This window comes from Streptomyces sp. NPDC006923, assembly GCF_040635655.1.
Taxonomy (GTDB): domain Bacteria; phylum Actinomycetota; class Actinomycetes; order Streptomycetales; family Streptomycetaceae; genus Streptomyces.
The window spans coordinates 21,383-46,031 of the sequence record NZ_JBEYIF010000010.1 but is presented as its reverse complement, the minus strand read 5'-3'; the positions used below and the strand labels follow the sequence as shown (position 1 = coordinate 46,031).

Genomic DNA, 24,649 nt, shown 5'->3' with positions numbered 1-24,649 from the left:
ATGGGCGTGAACGCAGTGCGGTGAGCGGCGGCCGGTGGCGCCGCACATGACCCGAAGACCGACGTCGCTCACCGGCCCTTTATGCCGGGTCAGCCGCCGGACCATCACCCCAACGGGTCAGAGGCCGGCCGATTTCGTGAGCCGGAGACGTCATGTCTCCAGCTCACGGCCTTCGGTCGCTCGTGAAAGAAAGCACGCGGCCCGGCGCTCTCGCTCCGTGACTCGGGTCGCGACGCGGGGCGCCGACCCGCGCGAGGGTTCCATGTCCAGCGCGAAGGCGAGGACAGGACGGCGTGGTGACACTGCCAAGGCGGCCATCGAGGCCGACGCCGTCATGATCTTGATGCCGAACCCGATCCAGGCGCAGGTCCACGAGGAGTCCGCCAAGGGAGAATGAAGGACGGCGACGGCAGCGAGGACGGCGACGTTGGTGTTGGCGCGGACCAGGGTTGGCATCACCGCCGCGTCCACGACCCGTAGGCCCGCGAGGCCGTGCACGCGACCTGACGTCCACCACGGCTCCGTCGCGATGCCCCGGTGCCGGCCGGATGGAAGTACGTGCGGGTCTGACGCCGGACAAACGCGCGCAATACCGCATCATCCGTGGTGTCAGCACCGGGCAGAGCCTCAACAGGCCGCCCCGCGTGCGTGGTCCATGGCGTTGATGGCACTGGAGCCACCAAGAACCTTGCCGCGCGGCCAGGGAACCCGGGCCCCGTCCAGTGCGCGCTGCGGGACCGTGATGTCCGCCCAGTCCACCGGCGTCCCCTGGGGGAGCCGCCAGGCGGCCGGATCCGCCATGACCGCAGGCCCCCTGGCGGGTCCCGCCCCCAGAAGCCGAACGCTGGCCGCGGGCTGCTCAGTGAGCCCGGCGGCCAGCACCGAACCGGCCGCCCCCACCCGCCACGATGTGGTCGAAGATATTTTCTTCGCCCATACACCCACTGTCACACCATGGCACTGCACCAGGCTGAACCGCTCCGAGCGCCGCGACCCCGCGTCGCCCGGTACAGACCATGGCCCACCCGGAAGGCCGGTCTTCACCGCCGCTTCCACTCCGAACACCGCGCCGCCGTACAGACCCCGGAGTCCTTCCTGACCTCGCGACAGCTCACGGGGCCGTCGATGCGAAGCAACCGGCGCCTGTCCTACGACCTCCGCCACCAGTGATCAACCGACGACTCGACGCTTCTCAGGCGGTGGTGTCGAGGACCACACGGAAGCGAGCCCTGCCGGACCTCATGTGCTCGTACGCCTTGGGTGCGTCGGCGAGCGGGAGGACCTCGGTCATCGGACGCACGTCGCTGTGCAGGGCGAAGGCGAGGTTGTCCTCGTTGTCGATCGGCTTACCGGTAAGGCTGCCGATAACCTGGCGGCCGCCGAATGCCAGGGTCACCGTGTTGACCGAGATGGACGCGGCGACATCGATGCCCAGGACGACGAGACGCCCTCGCGGGTTCAGGCCCGCGAGGAGCGGCGACATCGAGGGGGCGTCGGACGCAGTCGCGATCACGGCCGTCGCACCGCCGAGAGCCTGGAGCGCCTCGCCCGGGTCCAGGTTCTCGCTGTCGATGTAGTGATGGGCGCCGAGCTTCAATGCGAGGTCCGTCTTGCCGCCGCCGCGAGCGATGGCGGCGACACGGAAGCCCTGCTTGGCCGCGTACTGGACCGCGAGGTGGCCGAGGCCGCCGATGCCCTGCACGGCGACGAGCCCACCGGGCGCCGCGTCCACGAGCCGCAGGCCCATGTATGCGGTAAGGCCGGCGCACAACAGCGGCGCCGCCTCGACCGCGGAGAGGCCGTCGGGGATGCGGACCAGGCCATTTGCCTGGGCGATCACGGACTCGGCGTACCCGCCGTCGCGGTCTGAGCCCATGGCCGGCTGCCGGCTGCACGTGACGAAGTCGCCGCGTCGGCACCGCTCGCACTCGCCGCAGTGGCCTGCGAGGAAGCCCACGCCGACGCGGTCCCCGACCTTCCAGTTGGAGATCGCCTCACCGACGGCGTCGATGACGCCGACGATCTCATGCCCCGGGACAACCGGGGTGGACGGGTCGGCGCGCAGGCCCTCCACTCCGAGCCCGTCCGAGTAGCAGACGCCGCATGCCTCAACGCGGATGCGCACCTGGCCGCGTCCGGGATCCACCAGCTCACGTTCGACCAGCGAGAAGTTTCTCGCCCCGGTCACTTGCATCGCTCGATACTTGGACATAATAGCCTTTTCTTCCCCAAACCATTCATCTGCGAACGGCTCCATAATGACCGGTCGTCTTAAAAGGTGTCAAGTGATCTCCAGGCAGCATGCGACCGCTCGGTGACCTGCTGGGCGGCTCTCGCGCGTGGTACGGTTTTTCGATTAAGACGGTCGGTCGTCATGATCGGAGGTGACGCAGCACATGGCACAGCGCAGTCTGCGCAAGGAACTGGTCGAGGCCGCCTTCCAGCAGTTCCATACTCACGGCTACAACGGCGCCGGGGTGAAGGACATCACTGACGCGGCGGGCGCACCGAAGGGCTCCTTCTACAACCACTTCCCGTCCAAAGAGGCACTCGCGGTCGTCGCGCTGGAGCGGTACGGCTCGGGCCTGCGGCTGGATGAGCTCAAGGAGCCGACGGTGGACCCGCTTGTGCGGCTCCGCCGGCACTTCGAATTTCTCCGGGATGCCCAGCTCGACCAGCAGTTCCTGCAGGGCTGCCTCTTCGGCGACTTCGCCAACGAGATCAGTGATCACAGCGAGACCATCAGGAAGGCGATCCAAGTCGGCTTCGCGTACTGGACCGAGTGCCTGACCGCCGCGGTGGCCGACGCCCAAGCGGCGGGCCAGGTGTCCGCGGGGCAGGACCCATCGACGCTCGCCGCGTTCTTGCTCAACGCCTGGGAGGGGACGCTGATCTCGTCCCGTACAGAGCGCTCCGCCAGGGCCTTCAAGCCTTTCTTCGACACGGTGTTCGGGGTACTGCTGCGCTGACCGCCTCGGATTCGGTGGGGAGTGCGACGGTACGGGACGCCCACTCGGGTTCACGGCCACCAGCCGAAACACCGACAAGCACACGCAGTTGACCGCCGCGATGAGACGATACGGGTGCTTCGGACCGGCTCGGGATGCCCCGGGGTGCGGCCCGCCCATGTCCCAAGCGGAAAAAACTACAGTTCCGGAGCCATCCTGGCCCGGCACAGGCGACACGGCATCGGCCACATCATCCCCGAACGGGCCGATTGGATCCGCAACCGGCTCCGGCACGGAAGCCCGGGCGGGCCTCCGCCGGCCTCCGACAAGCACCTCTACAAGCAACGCAATGTGGTCGCACTGCCTCAACCGATTAACACAGCGGCGAGGCACCGCCACCCGCTACGAGAAAACCGACGAGTCCCTGTCGCTCTCGCGGCTCCCTAATGTGGGTCTGCCGTTTGAAGACACTTCTTGATCAAGATTGGCAACCATGGCTACCGCATCGAACGAGTGGAACCTCACTGATATACCGGACCAGACCGGCCGCACCGCCATCGTGACCGGCGGCAACAGCGGGGTCGGTCTCGCCACCGTCGAGGCGCTGGCGGCCGCGGGCGCCCATGTTGTGCTCGCCGTACGCGATGTGAAGCGCGGCGAGGCGGTTGCCGCCACCATGCGGGGGAGCCTGGAAGTGCGTCGGCTCGACCTGGCGGACCTCGCCTCCGTGCGCGAGTTCGCCGCAGCCTGGACCGGCGATCTCGACCTGCTCATCAACAACGCCGGCGTGATGAACCCCCCAAAGCCCACGATGACCAAAGACGGCTTCGAGATGCAGCTCGGCATCAATCACTTGGGCCATTTCGCTCTTACGAACCTACTGCTTCCGCGCCTCATCGACCGCGTGGTGACCGTGTCCTCCAGCGCGCACAAGACGCCGGGCAGCCCGCGCATCAACTTCAACAACCTCAATCTAACCGGTGAGTACGTCCCCATGAAGGCGTACAGCCAGTCCAAGCTGGCCAACCTGCTCTTCACCCTGGAGCTCCAGCGGCGGCTGGCTGCGGCGCGATCCCCTTTGCGCGCCCTGGCGGCGCATCCCGGGTTGGCCAAGTCCAACCTCAACAAGTACGACAAGCGAGCCCACAAGCGCCTGGTGCGCTGGGCCGGCAGCCTCATATCCCAGGACCCCGGGGCCGGTGCGCTGCCCACCCTGTACGCCGCGCTCCAAGACCTGCCTGGTGCAAGTTACGTCGGCCCCGATGCCTTCGGCGAGCTACGCGGAGCCCCGACCTTGGTGGGCCGCTCGGCTGCCGCCAGCGACCCTGTCTCCGCCCGTCGCCTGTGGGCCCTCTCCGAGGAACTCACCGCCACGACCTTCCCCGAACCGGCCGTGCCGGCCCGAACGTGCACATCACAATGAAAAAGGTCCGACGCTTGGCGGGGCGTCCCTCGCCGTGCGCCGGTCAGGGGTCCCAAAGCACGTAGCATCGGCGCGTCGACGGGGCTGGCTCCCCGCAGCCTGGGCAGGGACCGCCCACCTCGCGCATCTGGGCGCCGAGGCCCCGAAAGGTCCGCCCCGTCCGAGCACCCGTCGGCCGCGCAGTCCGGCCCGCCCCCGGACACCGCCGCCAGATCACGCCAGACCGACTGGTCCCCAAGAAACACGGAAAGGCGGTATCGGATTCCTCCGATACCGCCTACGACCTGCGAAAACGCTGGTCGGGACGACAGGATTTGAACCTGCGACCCCTTGCCCCCAGGAGTTTAGGTTACCTAAATTATCCTCACATAACAGACTTAATCCGGGTCCACATTGTGCTAGTAGGCCCTGCTGTGCACTGCCGCGCACACCGTGTGGTCCCCAACTGGTCCCCAAGCGGGCATGTGCCGAGCCCACTACTCCCCCATCGCCTTGGAGCAGTCTCCAGGGGCTCTCAGCCCAAGACTCCTTCAGCGCCGCGGCCTATCCCGCCACCTGGGCCGTCGGCTACGCCCTGCTCGCCCGCTGGTGGTGGCCCGCCGTGCTGGCCACCCTCGGCTGCACGGCCACGCCCCCGCGCTCGCACCGCCCTGGAGGCACTCGCGGACCTCATCGAGGCCGCCGTCGACGTCCACGGCCGCGAACTGGCCACCCAGGTCGGTCTCATCTCACGCAAGGACGGCTGGCCCCTGACACAGGGGATCTGATGTCGGCACTGTTCAGGAAGCCGAGTGACGACCAGGTACATACGGCCGGCGAACAGGGCGAGTTGTTCTCCTCTGGCGCTACCACCCGTTCTTCACCGACATCCCCTTCGAAACTATCCAGGCCAAGCGCCAGCACCGTCACCACGCGGTGATCGAACAGGTCATCGCCGACGGCAAAACCGGGCCACTGGCCGACCCGCCACCGAGGGAAGTTCACGCCCATGCCGCCCGGCTGACCATGTGCTCCATCTCCTACAACCTGCCGCGGCGCGGGTGCCCTGGCCTCGGTTCTCCCCGCCAAGGCCGCCACCACAGCCCTCCGCGCCACCCGGTCCACATCCCCGCCCGGATAGCGCACTCGGGCCGCCGCCTCACCTGCGCCTGATGCTCGAATAGAACCTCAGCGATACAGGTGCAAGGAATCACGGAAGCGCCCTCCCCGGTGCATTGCCGCTGTGCGCGCGGGCAAAGTAGCTCAAGGGAGATTACCGACTCTGTCGATGCTTACCGAGCGGACATCCGGTGTTGCAGCCGTCGGCCCAGCTGCGAGTAATCCTTCGGCGGTTCCTGTGGATACAGCAGTGGGGGATCTGGATTGCTAAGTGCGGCTTTGTCTGGATCATCGACGACTACAGAGAGAAGTGCCCCGCGAAGTATTTCCAAGGTGAGCTCTTAGCCAATATGCTTCGTGACGATCTCCAGACACGCCGCTACTGAGTCCATACTGGTGGGGGAGGATAGCGTATGCACTTTGGTGGCGAAGTCGTGTGCGCTATGACCGCGAGCGCCGAGAAGGTATCCGGGTGTAAACCACTCGACGATTTTTCCGTTCCAATTCAGGACGGAGTCCGGTTTCTACGGCGCGCAGCACAATGTCGCCGTCGCCAAGGTGCCGGGGTGGAACGACCCCAAGAGCGGGAACCTCGGGGTCGCGAGCAGCAGCTTCGCCGGTCACTCGGAGACAGCGATCCTGGACATGCTGAAGGCAAAAGGGGTCGATCCTCACCAGATCACCGCTCTGTACCCTGAGCGGCAACCCTGTGGGGATTGCGCCTCCGAATTGGCCGGTCCCCTCAAGGCAGGCACACCAATCACCTGGTCGGTCCCTGACTACCCCGGCATCGAGTCGTATGCGTAGGATTGCTGGCTGATTACGTCAAGAGGGCCGGCGGGGGACGTTCGGCACGCTCCCTGACGGGCCAACAGCAGGAAGACAAGTGAAGGACGCATGAGCGAGCACAGATTCGATCTGCCGCCGAAAGCCCCGGCGGAAGTCATTGCCCAGCGCAGCGCACTTGCTGACGAAGCTTGCCGCGCACTGGCCCAAGCCGGGATCCCCGTTCATCGGGGCGACCTCGGAGGCGAGTCCCAAGGCAGACCTGGGGCGGAGGTTCATGTGGATCCTCTCGTCATCGGCGGTGTGCTGGTGGAATGGAACACGGAGGAAGAACTGAGAACTGCCGCTCTGAACGTTCCTCCGGACGAACTCGATCCTTCGGATCTGCCTTACGCGATTCGCCATTTTGGAACCGTCCATTCCTCTATGCGGGACGCTCTTCTGGGGATCCTCACCTCTGCGGGATTCCAGGCCGAGAAGACAGACGGGCACACCTACGGGACTGCGGTCTTCGTAAAGGGCTTCCGGCCCTGACCCCGCTGTCAGGCGTCCCGTCGCCACCGTCTCACCTGCGGCCTTGGACTCCGCCTTCGTGACGTCCATCGTCAGAGAGGTCGCGTCCCCCCCACCAGGAGGGGGCGAGGTTGGTGTCCAGGCCGTCGGGGAGGGCGGCGAGTACGGCGTCTGCGCCAGAGGCGTGTGCTGCCGCGGTGATGGTGGCGTCGTCCTGGGGGCCTTGGCCGAGGGTGATGTTTTCGCGGGCGGTGACAGGCCAGCGGCCGAAGTCCTGGGGCAGCATGGCCAGTTGGTTCCAGATGTGTTCGGGTTCGGCGCGGGACAGGTCGGTGTTGTCCCAGGTGACGGTGCCGGTGGTGGGCGTGTAGAGACCGGCGAGCAGTTTGGCGAGGGTGGATTTGCCTGAGCCGTTCGCGCCGACGATGGCGAGTACCTCGCCCTGGCGTACGCGTACGTCGATGTCCTGGAGGGCGGGTGTGTCACTGCCGGGATAGCGGAAGGTGACGCCCGTTGCCGTGATGGTCTGCGGGCTGGCGGGGACGGGCTGGGCGCTACTGGGCTGGGTGGTGCGGGCGGTGGTGTCGGTGAGGAAGGTGTCCCAGTCGTCCAGGTACAGGCCGGTCTTGTAGGAGGCGTTGGCGCCTTGGACGAGGCCAGTGAGGAGGCGCTGGCTGGTCTGTACGGCGATGAAGGCGGTGCCGGCGGCCGCGGGCGGGATGTGGCCGTTCGCGGTCAGCCACAGCAGTGCGGCGTAGACGCCGCCGCTGGCTGTTCCGGCGGCGGCGTCGCCGAGGATCTGGTAGCGGGCGTGGTTGCGGCCGACGTCGGCGGCGGCTTCTTCCAGGCGGGTGGTGACGGCGCGGAAGCGGGTGAGCAGCCAGGTGCGCATGGTGTTGGCGCGGACTTCGAGGGCGCTGTCGCGTCCGGCGGTGTGGAACATGAGGGAGTGCCGTAGCCGGCGGTCGCTGAGGGTGTGGCGGTCGGTGAGGTAGGCGGCGCGGGCGGCGCGGACGGCTGCCCAGCCGCGGGGGACGACCGCGAGGAGCAGCAGGGGCAGGAGTGCCGGGTGGAGGTGGGTGCTGATGCCGGCGGCGGCTGCCAGTCCGAGGAGTGCGGTGGTGACGTTGGCGAGGGCTTCGGTCATGAGGTGGACGTCTTTGGCGGCGCGGGAGGCGGCTTCGCTGTGGTCGCACCAGGCGGGGTCGTCGTAGGCGGCCAGTGGGGCTTGGGTGGCGGCTTCGAGGTAGCGGATTTCCGCGATGCCGTCCACGCGTGGTCCGATCCGGGCGGTGACGGCGATGGTGAGGGCGGCGACCAGTGAGCGTACGGAGGCGGCCGCGGCGACGGTGATGAGTGAGGGCAGGGCCTCGTGCAGCCGTCCGGCGGTGGGGCCTGCCGTGAACAGTGGTGCCAGTGCTCCGGTGGTGGCGTACAGGCCGACGGCGGTGACGGCTCCGGAGATGAGCTGGAGCAGGGCGAGCAGGACGCATGGGCGGCCGGCCGCCCATGCGAGCCGTACGGCGATGAGGGACAGGCGGGGCAGCCGGCGTGCGATGGTCCACCAGGAGACGTCCAGCGCGTCCTCGTGGCGTTCGGCGCTGACGCTGTAGTGCGGGACCGCCCTCTGCGGCCGGGGGCGTCGGCTGCGCGGAAGGCGGATGCGGGATTTGTTGGTGGCGGTGTCCGTCGGATCCGTCTGGGAGGTCGTCACACCTTCGGCAACGATTCACCCTTTTGGGTGGGCACGGCGTCGGCGGGTGGCGAACGGGCGTTCTGGAAAGTGTCCGGACCGGCGCCGATGCGGTGGTTTCAGACGCGCAGTGCCGGCGTGTAGGGCCACGGCCGTTGGGGGAGGTCCTGTCCGATGACCTCGCCGCCGGTTTCGATCCACGCGTGCGCGGCGGCGGGAGCGGTACGCGCGCCGACCACCCAGGTGACCCGGCGTCCGCGCAGCAGTGCCGCGAGGTAGACCGCCAGGGATTCCTCCAGACACGCGACCCGTCCCGGCCACATCCGGCCGGCGCGGCGGACCGCGTGGAAGTGGAGGTCGGCCTGCTCGGCGGTGGCCGCCGGCCGGGGGATACGGCGAAGGGCACCGGCGAGATCGGGGCGTTGGCCGCCAGGCCGGTGTAGAGGCTGGTGGTGAAGGCGGTCTTGGTCTGGCGGTGCAGCAGGAAGTCGGGCACCAGACCGGTGAATGCGGCCTGGGCCAGCGGCTTGTAGACGCCCTCTCTCATCCGCTGGTAGCTGGGGATTGCCAGGCAGGCGTCGACTACCGCGGTGTCCAGGAAGGGTGCGTGAATGGGGATGCCCCACTGCTGGCGGGCGATCGAGTCGAACATCGCGTGACTGCCGCCCATGAACTCCATGAGCTGTACTGAGATTTGTGGAGTCCCTGATGCCAGGGTTACCGTCCTGGCGAAGGAGAACCACCAGCACCATGGCAGCACCCCGTAAATACCCCGACGAGCTCCGCGAGCGCGCGATCCGTGAGGTCCGCGCCACCGGCCGTCCGATCGCTCACGTCGCGAAAGACCTCGGCATCCACAAGGAGGCCCTGCGCGGCTAGGTCCGCCAGGCCGAGGCCGACCGCGGCGATCGTGACGACCGGCTGACCACCACGGAGCGGGACGAACTGAAGCAACTCCGCAGAGAAGTAGTGGAGTTGAGGCGGGCGAACGAGATCCTCAAAGCCGCCTCGGTGTTTTTTGCCCAGGAGATCGACCGTCCCCGGACGAGGCCGAGCAGGTGATCGACCACCTGCGTGACAAGGGTCTCGGGGTCGATCCCGTCTGCCGGGTGCTTCAGCTGACGCCGTCGACGTACTTCGCCCGCAAGAAGCGGCCGAAGTCGGCCCGCCGGCTCCGCGACGAGATGCTCATGCCACTGATCGAGCAGGCCCACGCGGAGTCGGGCGGCACCTATGGTGCCCGCCGGATCACCCGCGCCCTGGGGCGCAAGGGCGTCGATGTGGCCCGCTGCACTGTCGAGCGCCTGATGGCCGAGCTGGGCCTGGAGGGCGTCATCCGCGGCCGGCGGCGTCGCACGACTGTCCCGGCGCCGTCGGCACCCCGCCCGCCAGACCTGGTCGACCGCGACTTCACCGCGAGCCGGACCGACCAGCTGTGGGTCGCCGACATGACCTACGTCCGCACCTGGTCCGGGTGGGCATGCGTGGCCTTCGTCCTGGACGTGTACTCCCGGACGATCGTCGGCTGGCAGGTCGCGAACCACATGCGGACCGAACTTCCCCTGGACGCGCTGGAGATGGCGCTGTGGAAACGCAGGATCAAACTGATCGTTTCAGAATGCCGTCCTGCGGAGACGCTGGCGGCCCATGGAACAATCCCTTCAGCTACGGGCTCAGGGGGGTGACGCCGTATGGAACGGGTTGGGACTGCGCGAGACCTCGTGCTCGGTTACGTCCGCGCTCTGAACGCGATCGACGAGGCTATGAGGGTGGCGATCCCGTCGCTTGAGCGACTGGCAGATGTCCTTGGCCTGGCCCGTTCGCGCCGGATCAGCCGGAGTGGGCACATCGGTACCTACTCCTACACGGTTCATGGGGCGGGGTGCCGCTTCGTGGGCGACAGCGGCACTGAGGTCGATGTGGACTTCGCAGCCGACGGGAGCGAAGTCTTCGACCTCTGGCGGCTGCGCTGGTACGGGCTGAGCCTGCCGGAGCCTCTCGACGTCACGGATCAGGACCTGCGGTCCGTGGTGCGATCGCTGCAACCGCTTCTGACCGAGGTGCGGCCGGGGTGGTTCAGCGTGGCCAACTGATCGCTTCAGGATGAGGTTCGCAGGCGGCGCAGGCAAATGAGGCTGCAGGCCAGTTCGAGCAGACCCTGATGAAGATCGGCGCGTCGCTCGTAGCGGGTACGGAGTCGTTTGAACTGGTGCAGCCAGGCGAAGGCGCGCTCGACCACCCAACGCACCTTGCTCAGTCCGGAACCGTGGGCGACGTCGCGTCGCGCGATCAACGGCTTGATGCCTCGCTTCCACAGCAGGCGGCGGTACTTGTCGAAGTCGTAGCCCCGGTCCGCATACAGGCGCCGGGGCTTGCGGCGGGGACGTCCCCGCAGACCCCGGATCGACGGGACGGGATGAGCACGCCGGGCAGAGTCAGCATCCGGGGCCGATCGGCGGAGACGACGTCAGGGCGAGGGCAGCGTTCCGCAGCTGGGCCGCCCACGTCTGCTGGTCAAGCCCCAAGGTGTACTCGATGCAGCAATCGCATTGCGGGATCAGCGCCACGAACGATTGCTCCGCCTCGGTCTCGACCTCCGTCTCCCACCAGTCGTCCGTCGCCAACTCAGCGGGAGTCATCTCTCCATCGATGAGCCTCGCCGCCATCCGGCGCAGAGCGTGGCGCCGTGCCAGGCCGCGATCCGGCAACCCGATCCCGGACTCGGCAAGTGCTTGCTCGAACGCGTCGCGAATCGCGGGCATCCACGTTGCGAGGCCAACCGGCGAGCTCGCACAATGTCGGGGCGTCCAGTCCGGCTGCGAGCGCCTCAGCAGCGATCATCGGCAGATCCTCCGGGCGTATCTCATCCGCCTGATAACGGCACGCCACCTCACCCAGAGATGTGAGCCCACTCTGCATAGAGGTTTCTGGTTCTGGTGTCGTTCCTTCTGCTCTCATGACTCCTACGGTGTCAGCACCGTTTCCAGGGAAGGCACCCAGGGGCGGGCCCGCTCGGCACCCACCCCGCGTGTTCGCCTGAACCCGGGGCCGAACCCACGAGAACACGACCGTCCATCCTCGGGTTCCCGCGAAAAGTCCTTCAGTTTCCGTGAACTCGCGGGGCTCTCGGGGGTCGAGGAACCTCGGAACGAAAACCGGCTCTAGCGACGGCGGCATGAACCATGCCGCCAGGCAGATCGATTCAGGTCAGCGCGTTGTGCCGTCTGTCCACGCCGAGATATCTGCGGCAGCCCGCCGGACAGCATCTTCCTGGTCCCGGGCAAGTTTCGCGCAGGCCGCTGCGACCTCGGGCACACCGTCCGGTCCCACGAGCGCGTCATGCATCCCGGTCTGCAGCCAGTCAGCCTGGTTGTCGTCGCCCTCGGCAACCGCGAGAGCAATGAGCCTTACGGCGGCCACCGTCCCCACCCGGGCCAGGGCCTCTGCCGTCTCTCGAGTCACCGCCGTGTCCTCGACGTCCAGCAGCAGCCTCACCAGCGCTTCCGCAGCTTCAGGAACATCAGCGAAGGAAGCAAGGTCGCGCCCGGCCCGAACACGCTGCGTCCACGAAGGAGACGACGCCTCAGCCAAGGCATCCTCCAACCCACTCGTCATCTCTGGCACAACCAGACAGTCTCACGCCCCACAGAGAAGAGAACCCCGGGCAGAGGCTGCCCAGAGGCTTGACGAAGAACATAGAGGCACCCCCCGCCCCTCCGCCGCTGTCGCACCGCACACCCCTGCATAGGCCCCCCGTACATCCGTGTGAGCAAGCGCGTCATCCTCTGCAGCGCACGCGGCGTCGAACACTGGATCGCCCAGCGCCGCGTCTCCCCCCGGTCGGCCGCCTGATGCCCCACGCCGGGTCCGTCCCCCTCGGCGTGCGCGTGTCCAGCGACATCGAGCACCGCGCCGACCGGCCCGCCCCCGGCCCCCGCCGCTAGACCGTGTGGTCCCCAGCTGGTCCCCAAGGAACACAGAAAGGCGGTATCGGATTCCTCCGATACCGCCTACGACCTGCGAAAACGCTGGTCGGGACGACAGGATTTGAACCTGCGACCCCTTGACCCCCAGTCAAGTGCGCTACCAAGCTGCGCCACGTCCCGATGCCGTCTGACCTGCGGTTTCCCTTGGCCGAACGTGCATGAGAACAATACCGCACTCGGACCGGTGGTCACGAACCGCTTTCCGGGCCCAGGGCGGCGCTTGACCTCAAGCGCACTTGACGTCGCACCGTGGTTCCCATGACGAAGACTGCTGCGACCGCCGCGCCGCTCCACCGCGACCTGAACCGTCTGATGGCCCTGATGACAGGCGACGAGAAACACGGGCCCGCCGCGACCTCCACCCTGGACGCGCTCTGGGTGCTCTACGACCGGGTGCTGCGGGTGTCGCCCGAGACCGCCGAGGCCCCGGATCGTGACCGTTTCCTGCTCTCGAAGGGGCACGGGCCGATGGCGTACTACGCCGTCCTCGCCGCCAAGGGCTTCTTCCCCGAGGATCTGCTGCCGGCCTTCGGCGCGTACGACTCCCCTCTCGGTTATCACCCCGACCGCACGCTGCTGCCAGGGGTGGAGATCAGCAGCGGCTCGCTCGGACACGGGCTGCCGCTCGCCGTGGGAAGTGTGCTCGGTCTGCGGGCGCAGGGGCTGGTCGAGCCGCACGTGTGGGTGCTGATCGGCGACGCCGAACTCGACGAGGGCAGCAACCACGAGGCGATCGCCTTCGCGGGCCCCGCCGGACTCGAACAGCTCCACACGCTGGTGATCGACAACGGGTCCGCGACCCATGGCTGGCCCGGCGGTATCGCCTCACGGTTCGAGGCGGCCGGCTGGTCGGCCGAGACCGTCGACGGCCGGGATCACACCGCGCTGTACACGGCCTTCACCGCGCCGCACACGGGTCGGCCACGCGCCGTCGTGGCACGCGTCGAACCCAAGTCCTGACCACGGAATCAGCGCTGACCACGGAATCAGTGCTGTCACGGAATCAGCGCTGACCACGGGACCGGCCCTGATCACAGGGTCAGTCCTCACCTCGGACACCACCGGCGACCTCCTCCACACAGACATCCTCCACACAAGAGGGGCACTCTCATGGACACCATGCGTGACCGCTTCATCTCCACCACGGCGGAGCTGCTGGACGAGGACCCGCGGCTCGCGGTCGTACTCGCCGAGGTCAGCGGTGACGGCTTCCAACGGGCCGGGCGGCGTCATCCCGACCGGGTCATCAATGTCGGGATTCGCGAGCAGCTTCTGGTCGGCGTGGGCGGTGGAATCGCGCTCACCGGGCTGCGCCCGATCGTGCACACCTTCGCGAGCTTTCTGGTGGAGCGGCCGTTCGAGCAGGTGAAGCTGGACTTCGGCCACCAGGGCGTCAGCGGAGTGCTGGTCAGCGCCGGGGCGTCGTACGACTGGCCGTCGGCCGGGCTCACCCATATGTCGCCGGGCGATGTCGCGCTGATGGACACCCTCGACGGCTGGGCCGTGCATGTCCCGGGGCATCCCGACGAGGCAGAGGCGCTGCTGCGGCATGCCGCAGCCGGCGACGGGCGGGACTACCTGCGGCTCTCGCTGCAGAGCAATGAGCGGCCACGAGCGGTGACCGGTTCCGGCTTCCTCTCCGTGCGCCAGGGACGGGCCGGGGTGGTGATCGCCGTCGGCCCGATGCTGGACGGTGTGCTGGCGGCGACGGAAGGCATGGACACGACGGTGCTCTACGCGACGACCGTGCGGCCCTTCGACGCCGCGTCGCTGCGCCGGGCCGTCGCGGACGCGGACGCGGCGGATGTCGTGATCGTCGAGCCGTATCTCGCCGGTACGTCCACGGCCGCCGCGAACGACGCCCTGACCGACATCCCGCACCGGGTGCTGGGCCTCGGTGTGGCGCGGCGGGAACTGCGCCGGTACGGCCGGATCGAGGAGCACCTGGCCGCGCAGGGACTTGACCCGAAGTCGCTGCGCGAGCGGATCTCCACGTTCCTGAAGCGCTGATCGGAGAGCATCGCCGGGCCGCAGGGGGGAACCTGGACTGGATGTGCGGCCGCCTCTGGCGTATCCCGCCGAGGTGCGTCAAAGAGGCGACCGTACGGACAGCAGTGGTGCCGAACTGGAAGGGAGCCCGCCATGAGTGCGAGCGATGACCTGCTCATCGACGCCTTCGGCCGTATCCGTGAGGTTGTCCACGAGGCGGTCGACGGCCTCAGCCCCGATGAGCTGGCCGCCCGCCTGGACGGCGGGGCGAACTCGATCGCCTGGCTCGTCTGGCATCTCACCCGGATCCAGGACGACCACATCGCCGACGCGGCCGGGACGGAGCAGGTGTGGTTCTCGCAGGACTGGTCGAAGCGGTTCGAGCTGCCGTTCTCCCGCCGCGCGACCGGTTACGGCCACTCCGCCAAGGACGTGTCCGCTCTCGCCGGGATCCCGGCCGAGCTTCTCGCGGGATACCACGACGCCGTCCACGACCGGACGGTCGAGTATCTCGGGACGCTGAAGGTCGCCGATCTCGAACGGGTCGTCGACGCCTCGTGGAGTCCTCCCGTCACCCTGGCCGTCCGGCTGGTCAGCGTGATCTCCGACGACCTTCAGCACGCCGGGCAGGCGGCCTTTGTCAGGGGTGTGCTGGAGCGGCGGTAGCCGGCGCGGTGTCCCGTCCGGTGTCCGGCAGGTACGAGAGCAGCCTGCGGGCGGCCGGCCCGGTGCGCTGGTCCTCCGGCAGGGCGACCGAGACCTCCCACAGATGGTCTTCCGCGCCGGCCAGCGGCACGGTCACCAGGTCGGCGGCCTGCTTCTTACGGGCGATCGGACGGGGCACCACCGCGATACCGAGTCCGTGGCCCACCAGCTCGATAAGGCTGTGCACATCGTTGACCTCCAGCGCGACCCGGCGTTCCATCCGCGCGGCCTCGAAGGCCCGGTCAGTGAGGCCACGGGCTCCCCAGTCCTGGTGGAAGTCGACGAAGACCTCCCCGCCGAGTTCGGCCCACTCGGCCTTGGCCGCCCCGGCCAGCGCATGCCCCGGGTGGCAGAGCAGCACCATCGGCTCCTGTGCGAGCGGTATCAGCCGGACGCCCTCGGGCACGGCGCCGGACACGGCGACAAACGCCAGATCGAGCCGCCCGGCCGCCACATCGTCGACGAGTGACGCCGATCCGGCCTGCCGCAGCCGGACCTCGACCTCCGGATGCTCGGCCCTGAACCGGGCGAGCAGACCGGGGACATGCACGCCGGTGACACACTGCTCGGTGCCGACCGACAGGGTGCCGCGCAGCAGCCCCTGGACCGCCGCGACCGCCTCCTTGGCGGCCCGTACGCTCGCCAGCGCGCGGCACGCCTCGGCGAGCAGCGCGCTGCCCGCGCTGGTCAGCTCGACCCTGCGGGTGCTGCGGACGAAGAGCGGAGCGCCCAATTCGTGCTCCAGGGCACGGATGGACGCGGAGAGTCCCGACTGCGAGACCATCAGCCGCTGGGCCGCCCGGGTGAAGTGACGTTCCTCGGCGACCGCGACAAAGTACTCAAGATGCCGGAGTTCCATGATTAAGAAGCGTAGTCGCTCAATGCGTTCGCTTTCTTCTATTGGACGCCCCGCGAGCCAGGGACAAAGCTGGGTGATGCCCTGTCGGTACCGGCCGGGCGCCCCAGCAGGAAGGGTGCACCACACCATGAAGACTCGCCGCATCGGGACCGCCGAAGTCAGCGCGATCGGTCTGGGCGGTATGCCGATGTCGCTCGAGGGACGGCCCGACGAGGCCCGTTCCGTCGCCGCCATCCACGCGGCTCTGGATGCCGGGGTGACACTGATCGACACGGCGGACGCCTACCACTGGCACGCCGACGAGGTCGGCCACAATGAGTCCCTGATCGCCAAGGCGCTGGCGTCCCACGACCGCGGCTCGGACGTCCTGGTCGCCACCAAGGGCGGCCACCTCCGTCCCGGCGACGGCTCCTGGACGCTCGACGGCTCTCCCGAGCACCTCAAGGCCGCCTGTGAGGCGTCGCTCAGCCGGCTCGGGGTGGAGGCCATCGGGCTGTACCAGTTCCACCGGCCCGACCCGAAGGTGCCGTACGAGGAGTCCATCGGCGCCATCCGCGATCTCCTCGACGAGGGCAAGATCCAGCAGGCCGGTATCTCCAACGCGAACCCGGAGCGCATCCGGCTGGCCAACGAGATCCTCGGCGGCCGGCTCGTCTCCGTACAGAACCAGTTCTCGCCGGCCTACCGGTCCAGCGAGCCGGAGCTGGAGCTGTGCACCGAGCTGGGCATCGCGTTCCTGCCGTGGAGCCCGTTCGGCGGCATCAAGGCCGCCGGCGACCTCGGTTCCTCCTTCGCTCCGTACGCCCGGATCGCCAAGGCCCACGGTGTGACGCCGCAGCGGGTCTGCCTGGCCTGGCTGCTGGCGAAGTCGCCTTCAGTGGTGCCGATCCCGGGCTCCAGCCGCCCGGAGACCATCCGCGACTCGGCCGCCGCGGTGGACCTCGTGCTCGACGCCGATGAACTGGCGGAGCTGGACGCGGCCTGACAGCCGCAGCCGCGCGGCCCTGCCGACGACCCGTCCGGGGCGCACCTCCCGGGCGGGTCGTTCGCGTGTGCGAGCGGACCGGTGCGGCACTCCCGGGTTCTCCCCCGGCGGAGAGCCCGCTTCCGGACCATTGACCCCCCGAACACGGGAACCTACGCTGTGCGACGTACTTCAGAAAGCGCTTTCTAAACCCGCAGCCGGCTCAACCGACACCGGGAGCGCCCATGAGTCATCGCCCCGCACACGGCGGCCCACCGGGCCGCCCGCCGACCTACGTCCGACCGGCGCGCCGTCGCCGCCCGCACGGGGGCCCCTACGGCCGTCCGCCGCGAAGAGCCCTTTCGCCGGGGCTCGTCATCACCTCATTGCTCGCTCTCGTCCTGGGGCTGGGAATGGCCTCACCGCCGCGCGCCGACGCGGCGCCCTTCCGTGTCCTGGTCTTCTCCAAGGTCACCAACTTCGAGCACGAGTCGATCCCGGCCGGGGTCGAGGCCGTCGAACGGCTCGGCAGCGAGAACGGGTTCGAGGTCGAGGCCACCACCGACGCCACGGCCTTCACCGAGGAGAATCTCGCCCGCTTCCAGGCGGTTGTCTTCAACAACACCAACTCCACTCCGGAGAGCGGTGATCTGCTCGACGCCGAACAGCGCTCCGCGCTCCAGTCCTTCATCCGGGGCGGCGGCGGCTGGGTCGGTCTGCACTCGGCCTCCGCCAGCGAACGCGACTGGGACTGGTACGAGGGGCTGGTCGGCGCGATCTTCGACAAGCACCCCGCCGTCCAGACGGGCCGGGTGAAGGTGCTCGACCAGACGCACCCCTCCACCCAGGGCCTGCCTCAGCTCTGGGAACGCACGGAGGAGTGGTACAACTGGCGCGTCAACCCGACCGGCAAGGTGCACACACTCGCCCAGATCAAGGTGAACGACGGCATCGAGGGCCTGGACGAGGGCGTCGACCACCCCTGGTCCTGGTGCCAGAACTACGACGGCGGACGGTCCTGGTTCACCGCCGGCGGACACGACGCCGCCGCCTTCCAGGACGAGGCGTTCCGCAGTCATCTGCTCGGTGGCATCCAGTGGGCCGCGGGCAACAAACCCGGCGACTGCAGCGCCACCAGGACGACCGCCTTCCAGCGCACCGCGCTGGCCACCAACAACCTCGCCGACCCCTTCGAGCTGGCCGTCGCACCGGACCGGCGGGTGTTCTTCGCCGAGCGCACCGGCAAGCTCAAGGTGATCGACCAGGAGACGCTCAACGTCTCGACCGCGCTGGACTTCGCCTACACACCGGAGATGACCAGCCAGTCCGACGGCCTGCTCGGGCTGACGCTCGACCCGGATTTCGGTGAGAACAACTGGCTCTATCTGCTGCACTCCGACAAGACAGAGAAACGCCTCAATCTGTCCCGCTTCACCGTCACCGGGGACACCGTCGATCCGGCCTCCGAGAAGCGGCTGCTGACCGTTCCGACCCTGCGCGGAGAGGGCCGGGCCAATTCACACATGGCCGGTTCGATCACCTTCGACAAGAACGGTGATCTGTATGTGGCGACGGGCGACAACACCGATCCCTTCGCCTCCGACGGCTTCGCCCCGATCGACGAGCGCGAGGGCCGCCGCGCCTGGGACGCCCAGACTACCGCGGGCAACACCAACGATCTGCGCGGAAAGATCCTCCGGATCACCCCGCAGGACGACGGCACGTACACCGTCCCGGCGGGCAATCTCTTCGCGCCGGGCACGGAGAAGACCCGCCCCGAGGTGTACGCGATGGGGATGCGCAATCCGTTCCGGATCACCACCGATCCGCTGAGCGGAGCGCTGATGGTCGCCGACTACGGACCGGACGCCCGGGAGGCCGTGCCCGGCCGGGGTCCCGAGGGCACGGTGGAGTACACCCGGATCACCGAGGCGGGCAACTTCGGCTGGCCGTACTGCACCGGGAACAACACCCCCTTCAACGACTACGACTTCGCCACCGGGACCTCGGGGGCGGTGTTCGACTGCGCGGCGCTGGTCAATGACTCGCCGAACAACACCGGCCTGCGCGAACTGCCGCCGGCCAAGCCCGCGACCGTCTGGTACAAGTACTCCGCCTCGCCCGAATTCCCGGAGCTGGGCACCGGCGGCGCGGGGCCGATGAGCGGACCGGTCTACGACTACGACCCGGAGAACACCTATCCGTCCAAATTCCCCGAGTACTTCGAAGGCAAGTGGCTCACCTACGAGCTGACCAGGACCTACTTCAAGACCTTCGCGTTCCAGCAGAAGGACCAGACATTCACCGACCCGCGCTTCGACCCGGTGCGGGCGGGTGATCTCCACTCCATCAACGGTGTGTTCGACGACATGGCGTGGAATCAGCCCTTCGACGCCGATTTCGGTCCCGACGGGGCGCTGTACGTCATCGACTTCGGCCTGGGCAGCGGTACCGGCCGGGGCGGCAGCAACGAGGGTGCGGGCATCTACCGCATCGACTATGTCGCGGACGGCCGGCTGCCCGACGCCAAGGCGGCGGCGAGCCCGGACAGCGGTGCCGCGCCGCTGACCGTGCAGTTCTCCAGCGAAGGATCCGGGCTGCCCGACGGCAGGCCGGTGACCTACGCCTGGGACTTCGACGGCGACGGCGCCACCGACTCCACGCAGGCGAATCCGTCCCATGTCTACCGGGACAAGGGCCGGTTCACGGCCAGGCTGACCGTCACCGGTCCCGGCGGGCTGACCGCGCTCTCCGTCCAGGAGATCACCGTCGGCAACACCAGACCGGTGGTGACCATTCAACAGCCTCCGGACGGCGGGATGTTCAGCTTCGGTGACACCATCCCGTTCACCGTGAAGGTGAAGGACCGGGAGGACGGGAAGACCGGCGACGGCGGGACGATCGACTGTTCCCGGGTGGTCGTGCAGTCCCAGCTCGGCCATGACAGCCATCTGCACCCGCTGGACAACTACACCGGTTGCTCCGGCGAGATCGTCACCGACGCCGGGGACAGCCACGGCCCCGGCCAGAACCTGTACTACGGCATCTCCGCGCGGTACGAGGACAAGGGCGCCGAAGGCGTACCCGCGCTGACCGGCTCGTCGTCGCTGACACTGCGGACCACGTTCCGCGAGGCGGAGCACCACAGCGCCACGGGCGGCGCGCAGGGCGGTGTGGTGATCGCCGACCGCGCCGACGCGTCCGGCGGCAAGCGGCTCACGGAGATCGAGAACGGCGACTGGATCTCGTTCGACCCCGTGCATCTCAAGGGCATTTCGTCCGTGTCGGTGGGCGCGGCGTCGGGCGGGATCGGCGGGGACATCGAATTCCGCAACGGCTCTCCGACCGGACCGCTGCTGGGCCGGGTGACCATCCCGGCCACCGGTGGCTGGGGCAATGTCGTCTCCCCAGGGGTCACGCTCAAGAGCCCCGGGGGCTCGGTGAAGCTGTACGCGGTGTTCACCAACCCGGCCTGGTCGGCGGAGAAGCCGGATCTCTTCGCCGTGGACTGGCTGCACTTCGAGGGTCCCGGCGTCGAAAAGAAACCGGCGGCGAAGGTGACGCTCAAGGCCGCGCCGGCCCGGGGTGACACGCCACTGGCCGTGGGGTTCAGTGGCACGGTCAAGCCCCTGCCGGGACGCACGACCGTCTCGTACCACTGGGACTTCGGTGACAACAGCGGGCCCGCGGACACAACGGGTCCCGACACGGCTCACACCTACGCCAGGCCGGGCGTGTACACCGCCCGGCTGACCGTCACCGACGACCGCGGCGACACCACGACGGGCACGGTCCGCATCCATGCGCGCTGAGAGGGGAGTGGGGATGAACGGCACTCGACGGGCGTTCCTCGGCACGGCCATGGGCCTGGCCGCGATGGGCGTGAGTACGACGACGGCGTCGGCGCACCCGGCGCGGACGGGCCCGGACACGGACGCGGGGCGCTGCCGGCGACGCGTCCCGCCGTCCGGTATCGGTATGCACCTCTACACCATGCGCACCCCGCTGGCGGCTGATTTCAAGGGCACGCTGGAACGCCTCGCGGAGATCGGTTACGCGACGGTCGGTGTCAGCGGCAGGCACGGCCAGAGCGCGGCCGGTATCCGGCGGATGCTGGACGAGACCCGGCTCAAGGCGGTGCTCGAACATGTCGCGTACACCACGGTCGCCGGCAGCGGTCTGCCGCAGGCGATCGAGGACGTCCGCACCCTGGGCGGGAAGTGGGTCGTGGTACCGAGTCTGCCGGCCGAGATGCACTCACCGGCCGGATACCGGGAAGCGGCACGGCAGTTCAACAAGGCGGGGCGGCTCGCCCGGAAGTCCGGGCTCAAGGTGCTCTTCCACAATCACGACGGCGACCACGATGTGGTCGGCGGCGAGAGTCTGTACGGCATCCTGCTCAAGGAGACCGATCCCGAACTGGTCGGCTTCGAGCTGGATGTGTACTGGGCTGCGAAGGGCGGAGACGATCCCCGGCGGCTGTTCGTGGAGCACCGCCGCAGATTCCCCGTGCTGCATGTGAAGGACATGGCGCCGGACGGAGGCTTCGAGGATGTCGGCTCGGGCGTCCTCGACTTTCCCGCGATGTTCGACACCGCGCGCGCCGGCGGTGTACGGCAGTGGCTGGTGGAGCACGACACACCGGCCGATCCGTTCGCCACCGCGCTGAACAGCTACCGGTATCTGTCCCGGCTGCGGTACTGAGCGGCCGGTCCCGGCCACCGTCGTTCGGTGGCCGGGACCGGCGGGGCAGCGGCGGCGGTGACCGTCATTCCCGCGCGGAGGCCGCGCCCAGCAGTCCCCGGACATGGGCGGCCGCCTCGCGGAACTCGGACCGGCCGAGCGTCGCCGTATAGTCCCGCTCGGCCGGCAGTCCGACATTGATGATCTCGGTGATGGTGCCGGGCCGGTGGCTCATCACCACCACCCGGTCGGCCAGATACACCGCCTCGGAGATGGAGTGGGTCACCAGCAGCACGGTGGTGCCGGTCTCCCGCCAGATACGGTTCAGCTCCATGTTCATCTGTTCGCGGGTGAGGGCGTCGAGCGCGCCGAACGGCTCGTCCATCAGCAGGACCGGCGGCTCGTGCAGCAGCGCCCGGCAGAGCGCGACCCGCTGCTGCATACCGCCGGAGAGCTCGTGCGGATACGCGTCCTCGAAGCCGCTGAGTCCGGTCATCGCGATCAGCGCGTCCGCCCGCGCGCGGGCCGTCGCCGGCGGCATCCGGCGCATCTCGGCCTGGAGCAGGATGTTGCGCCGGGCCGTGCGCCACTCCAGCAGCGCCGCCCGCTGGAAGACATATCCGATGTCGGGCCGGGGCCCGTCGATCCGTTCGCCGTGCAGCCGGACCGTCCCCGAGGACGGTTCGAGGAGTCCCGCGACCAGTTTGAGCAAGGTCGACTTGCCGCAGCCCGAGGGGCCGACGATGGCGACGAACTCGCCCGGCGCCACATCGAGGGAGACCTCGCGCAGGGCCGTGACATCGCGTTTCCTGGTACGGAACCGGACGGCCACATCCGTCAGCCCGACCGCGGCCGTCGCACCCCCGCCACCGGCCGGCCCCGACTTCGCCGCGCCGGTGTCCTGATCGGTCATGGCGGGCTCCCGGAGCGTCGCATCCCTGGCCATCGTCATCCCTTCGGTGCCGTGCCGCTGTCCCAGTACTCGGAGACCGCCTTCGGGCTCTTCACCAGCCCTGCCTCGGCGAACACATCGATGGTCCGCTGCCAGTCGCCCTCGGTGTTGACGCCCGGCGCCCTGCCCCGTGTCGCGTCGGTGTGCAGCAGTGTGAGTGTGGTCTTGAACTGCTCCGACAGGACATTCCTGGGCGGGAGTTGCTCGGACGCGCCCGACATGGCGGCGACCGCCGGCTCCGGTGCCTTCTCGGCCGCCGTCCAGGACTCGCTGACGGCCAGCGCCATCCGCCGGGCGAGTTCGTTTCTGCCGGAGAGGATCTTCTGCCCCGTGACCAGGCCGTTGGAGTAGAAGTTGAGCCCGTGCTCCGAGAAACGCAGATACGACACCTGCTTCTTGGCCTTGTCCTGCATGGTCGGGCCCTGGTCACTGGCATAGCCGAGCAGGGCGTCCGTCTTCCCGGAGATCACCGCGGCGATCTTGCCGGCGGGGTCGGTGTTCTGGATCCTGACGTCCGACTCCTTCAGATTGTTCTTCTGCAGGAAGATCGGGAAGGTCTTGGTGAGTGCGTCACCGGCCGTGCCGGCGATGGTCTTGCCCTTGAGATCAGCGGGCGTGCTGACCTTCTGGTCCGTGAAGAACTGCACGGAGGAGGGTGTGGTCTGCAGGAAGACACCGAGGCTCTTCACCCTGACACCCTGGTCCACACCGCTGAGCACGGCGGGTGTGTCCGCCCAGCCGAAGTCGGTCCGGCCCGCCGCGGTCGCCTGCACGGTCTTCTGCGAGCCCTGGCCGGCCCGGATCGTCAGATCGATGCCGTGCTTCTCGAAGATCTTCTGCTGCTTGCCGTAGTAGAAGGGCGCGTGTTCGCCGTACGGATACCAGTTGAGGGTCAGCGTCACTCTGTCGAGCTTCTCGCCCGAGTCGCTGGTGGTCGTCCCCGAGCCGCCCTCACCACAGGCCGTGGCGACCAGGAGCAGCGGTACGAGGCCGGGGAGGAATCTGCGCGCATGCATGGCTGGCCCTTCCCTGGACGGGATCGAGTCGGTCAGTACGAGGTGATGACGCCGGTGTCCCGGCGGCCGGCGTGCCAGGGCAGCAGCAGCTTCTCGGCCACTTCGACAAGGACGAAGAGGACAACGCCGATCAGCGACATGACGAGCAGTCCCGCGAAGAGCATCGGGGTGTCGAGGTTGCCGTTCGCCTGGAGGATCACATAGCCGAGACCTTCGTCCGCGCCCACGAACTCACCGACGACCGCGCCGGTCACCGCCAGTGTCACGGCGACCTTGAGACCGGAGAAGAGATGAGGCAGCGAGGCCGGGAACCGGATCTTGGCGAAGGTCCCCCAGGGTTTCGCGCCCATCGTCGCGGAGAGCTGGAGCATCTCGGGGTCGACCGCCTTCAGCCCGGTGACCATCGAGATCACCACGGGAAAGAAGGCGATGAGCACGGCGATCAGGATCTTCGGCGCGATACCGAAGCCCAGCCAGACCACGAACAGCGGCGCGACGGCGATCTTGGGGACGACCTGCGCGAACAGCAGAACGGGATAGAGCGTCTTCTCGACGGTCGACGAGTAGACCATCACCACCGCGGCCAGCACACCCACCACAACGGCGATCACCAGGCCGAGCAGCGTCTCATAGGTCGTCACCCAGGTGTGCTGCCAGAGATAGCCGGCCTTGCCCGTCAGCACATCGAGCGCCGCACCGGGCGAGGGGACGAGATACGGCTCCACCAGTTCGGTGGCGGCGACGATCCACCAGACGCCGAAGCAGGCCAGCAGCAGGACGACGGGCCGCCAGCCGCCCTGGACGGCGCGCGCGAGCCGCTCCCCCGCTCCCGGCCTGTTCCGCTCGGCGACACCCGCCACTTCTCCGGCCGGGGCCGGCATGACGCTCTGGCTCACAGTGAACTCCTCGGGAATCCGGGCAGTTTTAAGAGCGCTGCTCTCCGACAGGCACTTTCAGAAAGCGCTTTCTGGCAGGTGATCGCCACGCTAATGACTGCCCGTCCGTACGGTCAATAGGTCGTTCCGAAGTTCACG

Annotated in this window: 23 protein-coding genes, 1 tRNA gene and 4 pseudogenes; 14 read left to right on the top strand and 14 right to left on the bottom strand. The window is 68.4% G+C overall.

Annotated features, from left to right (window positions below; genetic code table 11):
* Positions 1–204 precede the first annotated feature (204 nt).
* Positions 205–382, top strand: a pseudogene (locus tag ABZ707_RS21075) (ketol-acid reductoisomerase); the annotation flags it as partial.
* 41 nt (positions 383–423) lie between these two features.
* Here ABZ707_RS21075 and ABZ707_RS21070 read toward each other — a convergent pair.
* From ABZ707_RS21070 to ABZ707_RS21060, 3 genes and pseudogenes are all read right to left on the bottom strand, one after another.
* A pseudogene (locus ABZ707_RS21070) lies at positions 424–498 on the bottom strand (GMC oxidoreductase); the annotation flags it as partial.
* Between the two features lie 129 nt (positions 499–627).
* Positions 628–801: a GMC family oxidoreductase N-terminal domain-containing protein gene (locus ABZ707_RS21065; protein WP_360176912.1), complete on the bottom strand. Its 174-nt coding sequence runs from the start codon at positions 799–801 to the stop codon at positions 628–630.
* A 391-nt stretch (positions 802–1,192) separates the two neighbouring features.
* The gene (locus tag ABZ707_RS21060; protein ID WP_360176909.1) at positions 1,193–2,194 is read right to left on the bottom strand and encodes an alcohol dehydrogenase catalytic domain-containing protein; all 1,002 of its coding nucleotides are present in this window, start codon (positions 2,192–2,194) and stop codon (positions 1,193–1,195) included.
* A 202-nt stretch (positions 2,195–2,396) separates the two neighbouring features.
* Here ABZ707_RS21060 and ABZ707_RS21055 point away from each other — a divergent pair, with 202 nt between their 5' ends.
* From ABZ707_RS21055 to ABZ707_RS21040, 4 genes are all read left to right on the top strand, one after another.
* On the top strand, positions 2,397–2,969 hold the full coding sequence (locus ABZ707_RS21055; protein WP_360176906.1) for a TetR/AcrR family transcriptional regulator: 573 nt from the start codon (positions 2,397–2,399) through the stop codon (positions 2,967–2,969).
* A 472-nt stretch (positions 2,970–3,441) separates the two neighbouring features.
* Entirely contained in the window at positions 3,442–4,371 is a 930-nt protein-coding gene (locus tag ABZ707_RS21050; protein ID WP_360176903.1) for an oxidoreductase, read from the top strand.
* A 1,587-nt stretch (positions 4,372–5,958) separates the two neighbouring features.
* A complete protein-coding gene (locus tag ABZ707_RS21045; protein ID WP_360177423.1) occupies positions 5,959–6,276 on the top strand; it encodes a nucleic acid/nucleotide deaminase domain-containing protein in 318 nt (105 codons plus the stop codon).
* Between the two features lie 90 nt (positions 6,277–6,366).
* Positions 6,367–6,789 (top strand): hypothetical protein, encoded by a 423-nt coding sequence (locus tag ABZ707_RS21040; protein WP_360176900.1) that lies wholly within the window; start codon positions 6,367–6,369, stop codon positions 6,787–6,789.
* Between the two features lie 31 nt (positions 6,790–6,820).
* Here the strand turns inward: ABZ707_RS21040 and ABZ707_RS21035 are convergent, their stop codons facing one another.
* The 3 genes and pseudogenes from ABZ707_RS21035 to ABZ707_RS21025 all read right to left on the bottom strand — a co-directional run.
* Positions 6,821–8,482 carry an ABC transporter ATP-binding protein gene (locus tag ABZ707_RS21035; RefSeq protein WP_360176897.1) on the bottom strand — a complete coding sequence of 554 codons (1,662 nt, stop codon included), beginning with the start codon at positions 8,480–8,482 and terminating at the stop codon, positions 6,821–6,823.
* A gap of 98 nt (positions 8,483–8,580) precedes the next feature.
* On the bottom strand, positions 8,581–8,853 hold the full coding sequence (locus ABZ707_RS21030; protein ID WP_360177420.1) for a lasso peptide biosynthesis B2 protein: 273 nt from the start codon (positions 8,851–8,853) through the stop codon (positions 8,581–8,583).
* A gap of 59 nt (positions 8,854–8,912) precedes the next feature.
* Positions 8,913–9,113 (bottom strand): annotated as a pseudogene (locus ABZ707_RS21025) (asparagine synthase-related protein); the annotation flags it as partial.
* 98 nt (positions 9,114–9,211) lie between these two features.
* On the opposite strand from ABZ707_RS21025, the gene ABZ707_RS21020 reads away from it, so the two are divergent.
* From ABZ707_RS21020 to ABZ707_RS21010, 3 genes are all read left to right on the top strand, one after another.
* The gene (locus ABZ707_RS21020; protein WP_351583457.1) at positions 9,212–9,340 is read left to right on the top strand and encodes a transposase; all 129 of its coding nucleotides are present in this window, start codon (positions 9,212–9,214) and stop codon (positions 9,338–9,340) included.
* 179 nt (positions 9,341–9,519) lie between these two features.
* Positions 9,520–10,146 carry an IS3 family transposase gene (locus ABZ707_RS21015; protein ID WP_360176893.1) on the top strand — a complete coding sequence of 209 codons (627 nt, stop codon included), beginning with the start codon at positions 9,520–9,522 and terminating at the stop codon, positions 10,144–10,146.
* A gap of 234 nt (positions 10,147–10,380) precedes the next feature.
* Positions 10,381–10,554, top strand: a complete 174-nt coding sequence (locus ABZ707_RS21010) for a hypothetical protein (RefSeq protein WP_360176890.1) — start codon at positions 10,381–10,383, stop codon at positions 10,552–10,554.
* A gap of 5 nt (positions 10,555–10,559) precedes the next feature.
* Here ABZ707_RS21010 and ABZ707_RS21005 read toward each other — a convergent pair.
* From ABZ707_RS21005 to ABZ707_RS20990, 4 genes and pseudogenes are all read right to left on the bottom strand, one after another.
* Positions 10,560–10,874 (bottom strand): annotated as a pseudogene (locus ABZ707_RS21005) (transposase); the annotation flags it as partial.
* Between the two features lie 22 nt (positions 10,875–10,896).
* Positions 10,897–11,223 carry a hypothetical protein gene (locus ABZ707_RS21000; protein ID WP_360176887.1) on the bottom strand — a complete coding sequence of 109 codons (327 nt, stop codon included), beginning with the start codon at positions 11,221–11,223 and terminating at the stop codon, positions 10,897–10,899.
* A 445-nt stretch (positions 11,224–11,668) separates the two neighbouring features.
* The gene (locus tag ABZ707_RS20995; protein WP_360177417.1) at positions 11,669–12,076 is read right to left on the bottom strand and encodes a HEAT repeat domain-containing protein; all 408 of its coding nucleotides are present in this window, start codon (positions 12,074–12,076) and stop codon (positions 11,669–11,671) included.
* 414 nt (positions 12,077–12,490) lie between these two features.
* Positions 12,491–12,567 (bottom strand) — tRNA-Pro (locus ABZ707_RS20990).
* A 138-nt stretch (positions 12,568–12,705) separates the two neighbouring features.
* On the opposite strand from ABZ707_RS20990, the gene ABZ707_RS20985 reads away from it, so the two are divergent.
* The 3 genes from ABZ707_RS20985 to ABZ707_RS20975 all read left to right on the top strand — a co-directional run bounded on the left by ABZ707_RS20985 (position 12,706) and on the right by ABZ707_RS20975 (position 15,102).
* On the top strand, positions 12,706–13,407 hold the full coding sequence (locus ABZ707_RS20985) for a transketolase (protein ID WP_360176884.1): 702 nt from the start codon (positions 12,706–12,708) through the stop codon (positions 13,405–13,407).
* Positions 13,408–13,557: 150 nt separating this feature from the next.
* On the top strand, positions 13,558–14,457 hold the full coding sequence (locus tag ABZ707_RS20980) for a transketolase (RefSeq protein ID WP_360176881.1): 900 nt from the start codon (positions 13,558–13,560) through the stop codon (positions 14,455–14,457).
* A gap of 132 nt (positions 14,458–14,589) precedes the next feature.
* Positions 14,590–15,102 (top strand): DUF664 domain-containing protein, encoded by a 513-nt coding sequence (locus tag ABZ707_RS20975; RefSeq protein ID WP_360176878.1) that lies wholly within the window; start codon positions 14,590–14,592, stop codon positions 15,100–15,102.
* Here the strand turns inward: ABZ707_RS20975 and ABZ707_RS20970 are convergent.
* On the bottom strand, positions 15,077–16,000 hold the full coding sequence (locus ABZ707_RS20970; RefSeq protein WP_360176875.1) for a LysR family transcriptional regulator: 924 nt from the start codon (positions 15,998–16,000) through the stop codon (positions 15,077–15,079). The genes ABZ707_RS20975 and ABZ707_RS20970 overlap by 26 nt on opposite strands.
* 127 nt (positions 16,001–16,127) lie before the next feature.
* On the opposite strand from ABZ707_RS20970, the gene ABZ707_RS20965 reads away from it, so the two are divergent.
* From ABZ707_RS20965 to ABZ707_RS20955, 3 genes are all read left to right on the top strand, one after another.
* Complete coding sequence (locus ABZ707_RS20965; protein WP_360176872.1) at positions 16,128–16,985, top strand: aldo/keto reductase; 858 nt, start codon at positions 16,128–16,130, stop codon at positions 16,983–16,985.
* Between the two features lie 392 nt (positions 16,986–17,377).
* The gene (locus ABZ707_RS20960; RefSeq protein ID WP_360177414.1) at positions 17,378–20,776 is read left to right on the top strand and encodes a ThuA domain-containing protein; all 3,399 of its coding nucleotides are present in this window, start codon (positions 17,378–17,380) and stop codon (positions 20,774–20,776) included.
* 166 nt (positions 20,777–20,942) lie between these two features.
* Positions 20,943–21,668 (top strand): sugar phosphate isomerase/epimerase, encoded by a 726-nt coding sequence (locus ABZ707_RS20955; RefSeq protein ID WP_360177411.1) that lies wholly within the window; start codon positions 20,943–20,945, stop codon positions 21,666–21,668.
* A 64-nt stretch (positions 21,669–21,732) separates the two neighbouring features.
* Here ABZ707_RS20955 and ABZ707_RS20950 read toward each other — a convergent pair whose 3' ends face one another.
* From ABZ707_RS20950 to ABZ707_RS20940, 3 genes are read right to left on the bottom strand one after another with little or no spacing between them, the layout of a single operon-like run.
* Positions 21,733–22,560 (bottom strand): ABC transporter ATP-binding protein, encoded by an 828-nt coding sequence (locus ABZ707_RS20950; RefSeq protein ID WP_360176869.1) that lies wholly within the window; start codon positions 22,558–22,560, stop codon positions 21,733–21,735.
* A gap of 35 nt (positions 22,561–22,595) precedes the next feature.
* On the bottom strand, positions 22,596–23,615 hold the full coding sequence (locus ABZ707_RS20945) for an ABC transporter substrate-binding protein (protein ID WP_360176866.1): 1,020 nt from the start codon (positions 23,613–23,615) through the stop codon (positions 22,596–22,598).
* A gap of 32 nt (positions 23,616–23,647) precedes the next feature.
* Entirely contained in the window at positions 23,648–24,496 is an 849-nt protein-coding gene (locus ABZ707_RS20940; RefSeq protein WP_360177408.1) for an ABC transporter permease, read from the bottom strand.
* Between the last annotated feature and the right edge of the window lie 153 nt (positions 24,497–24,649).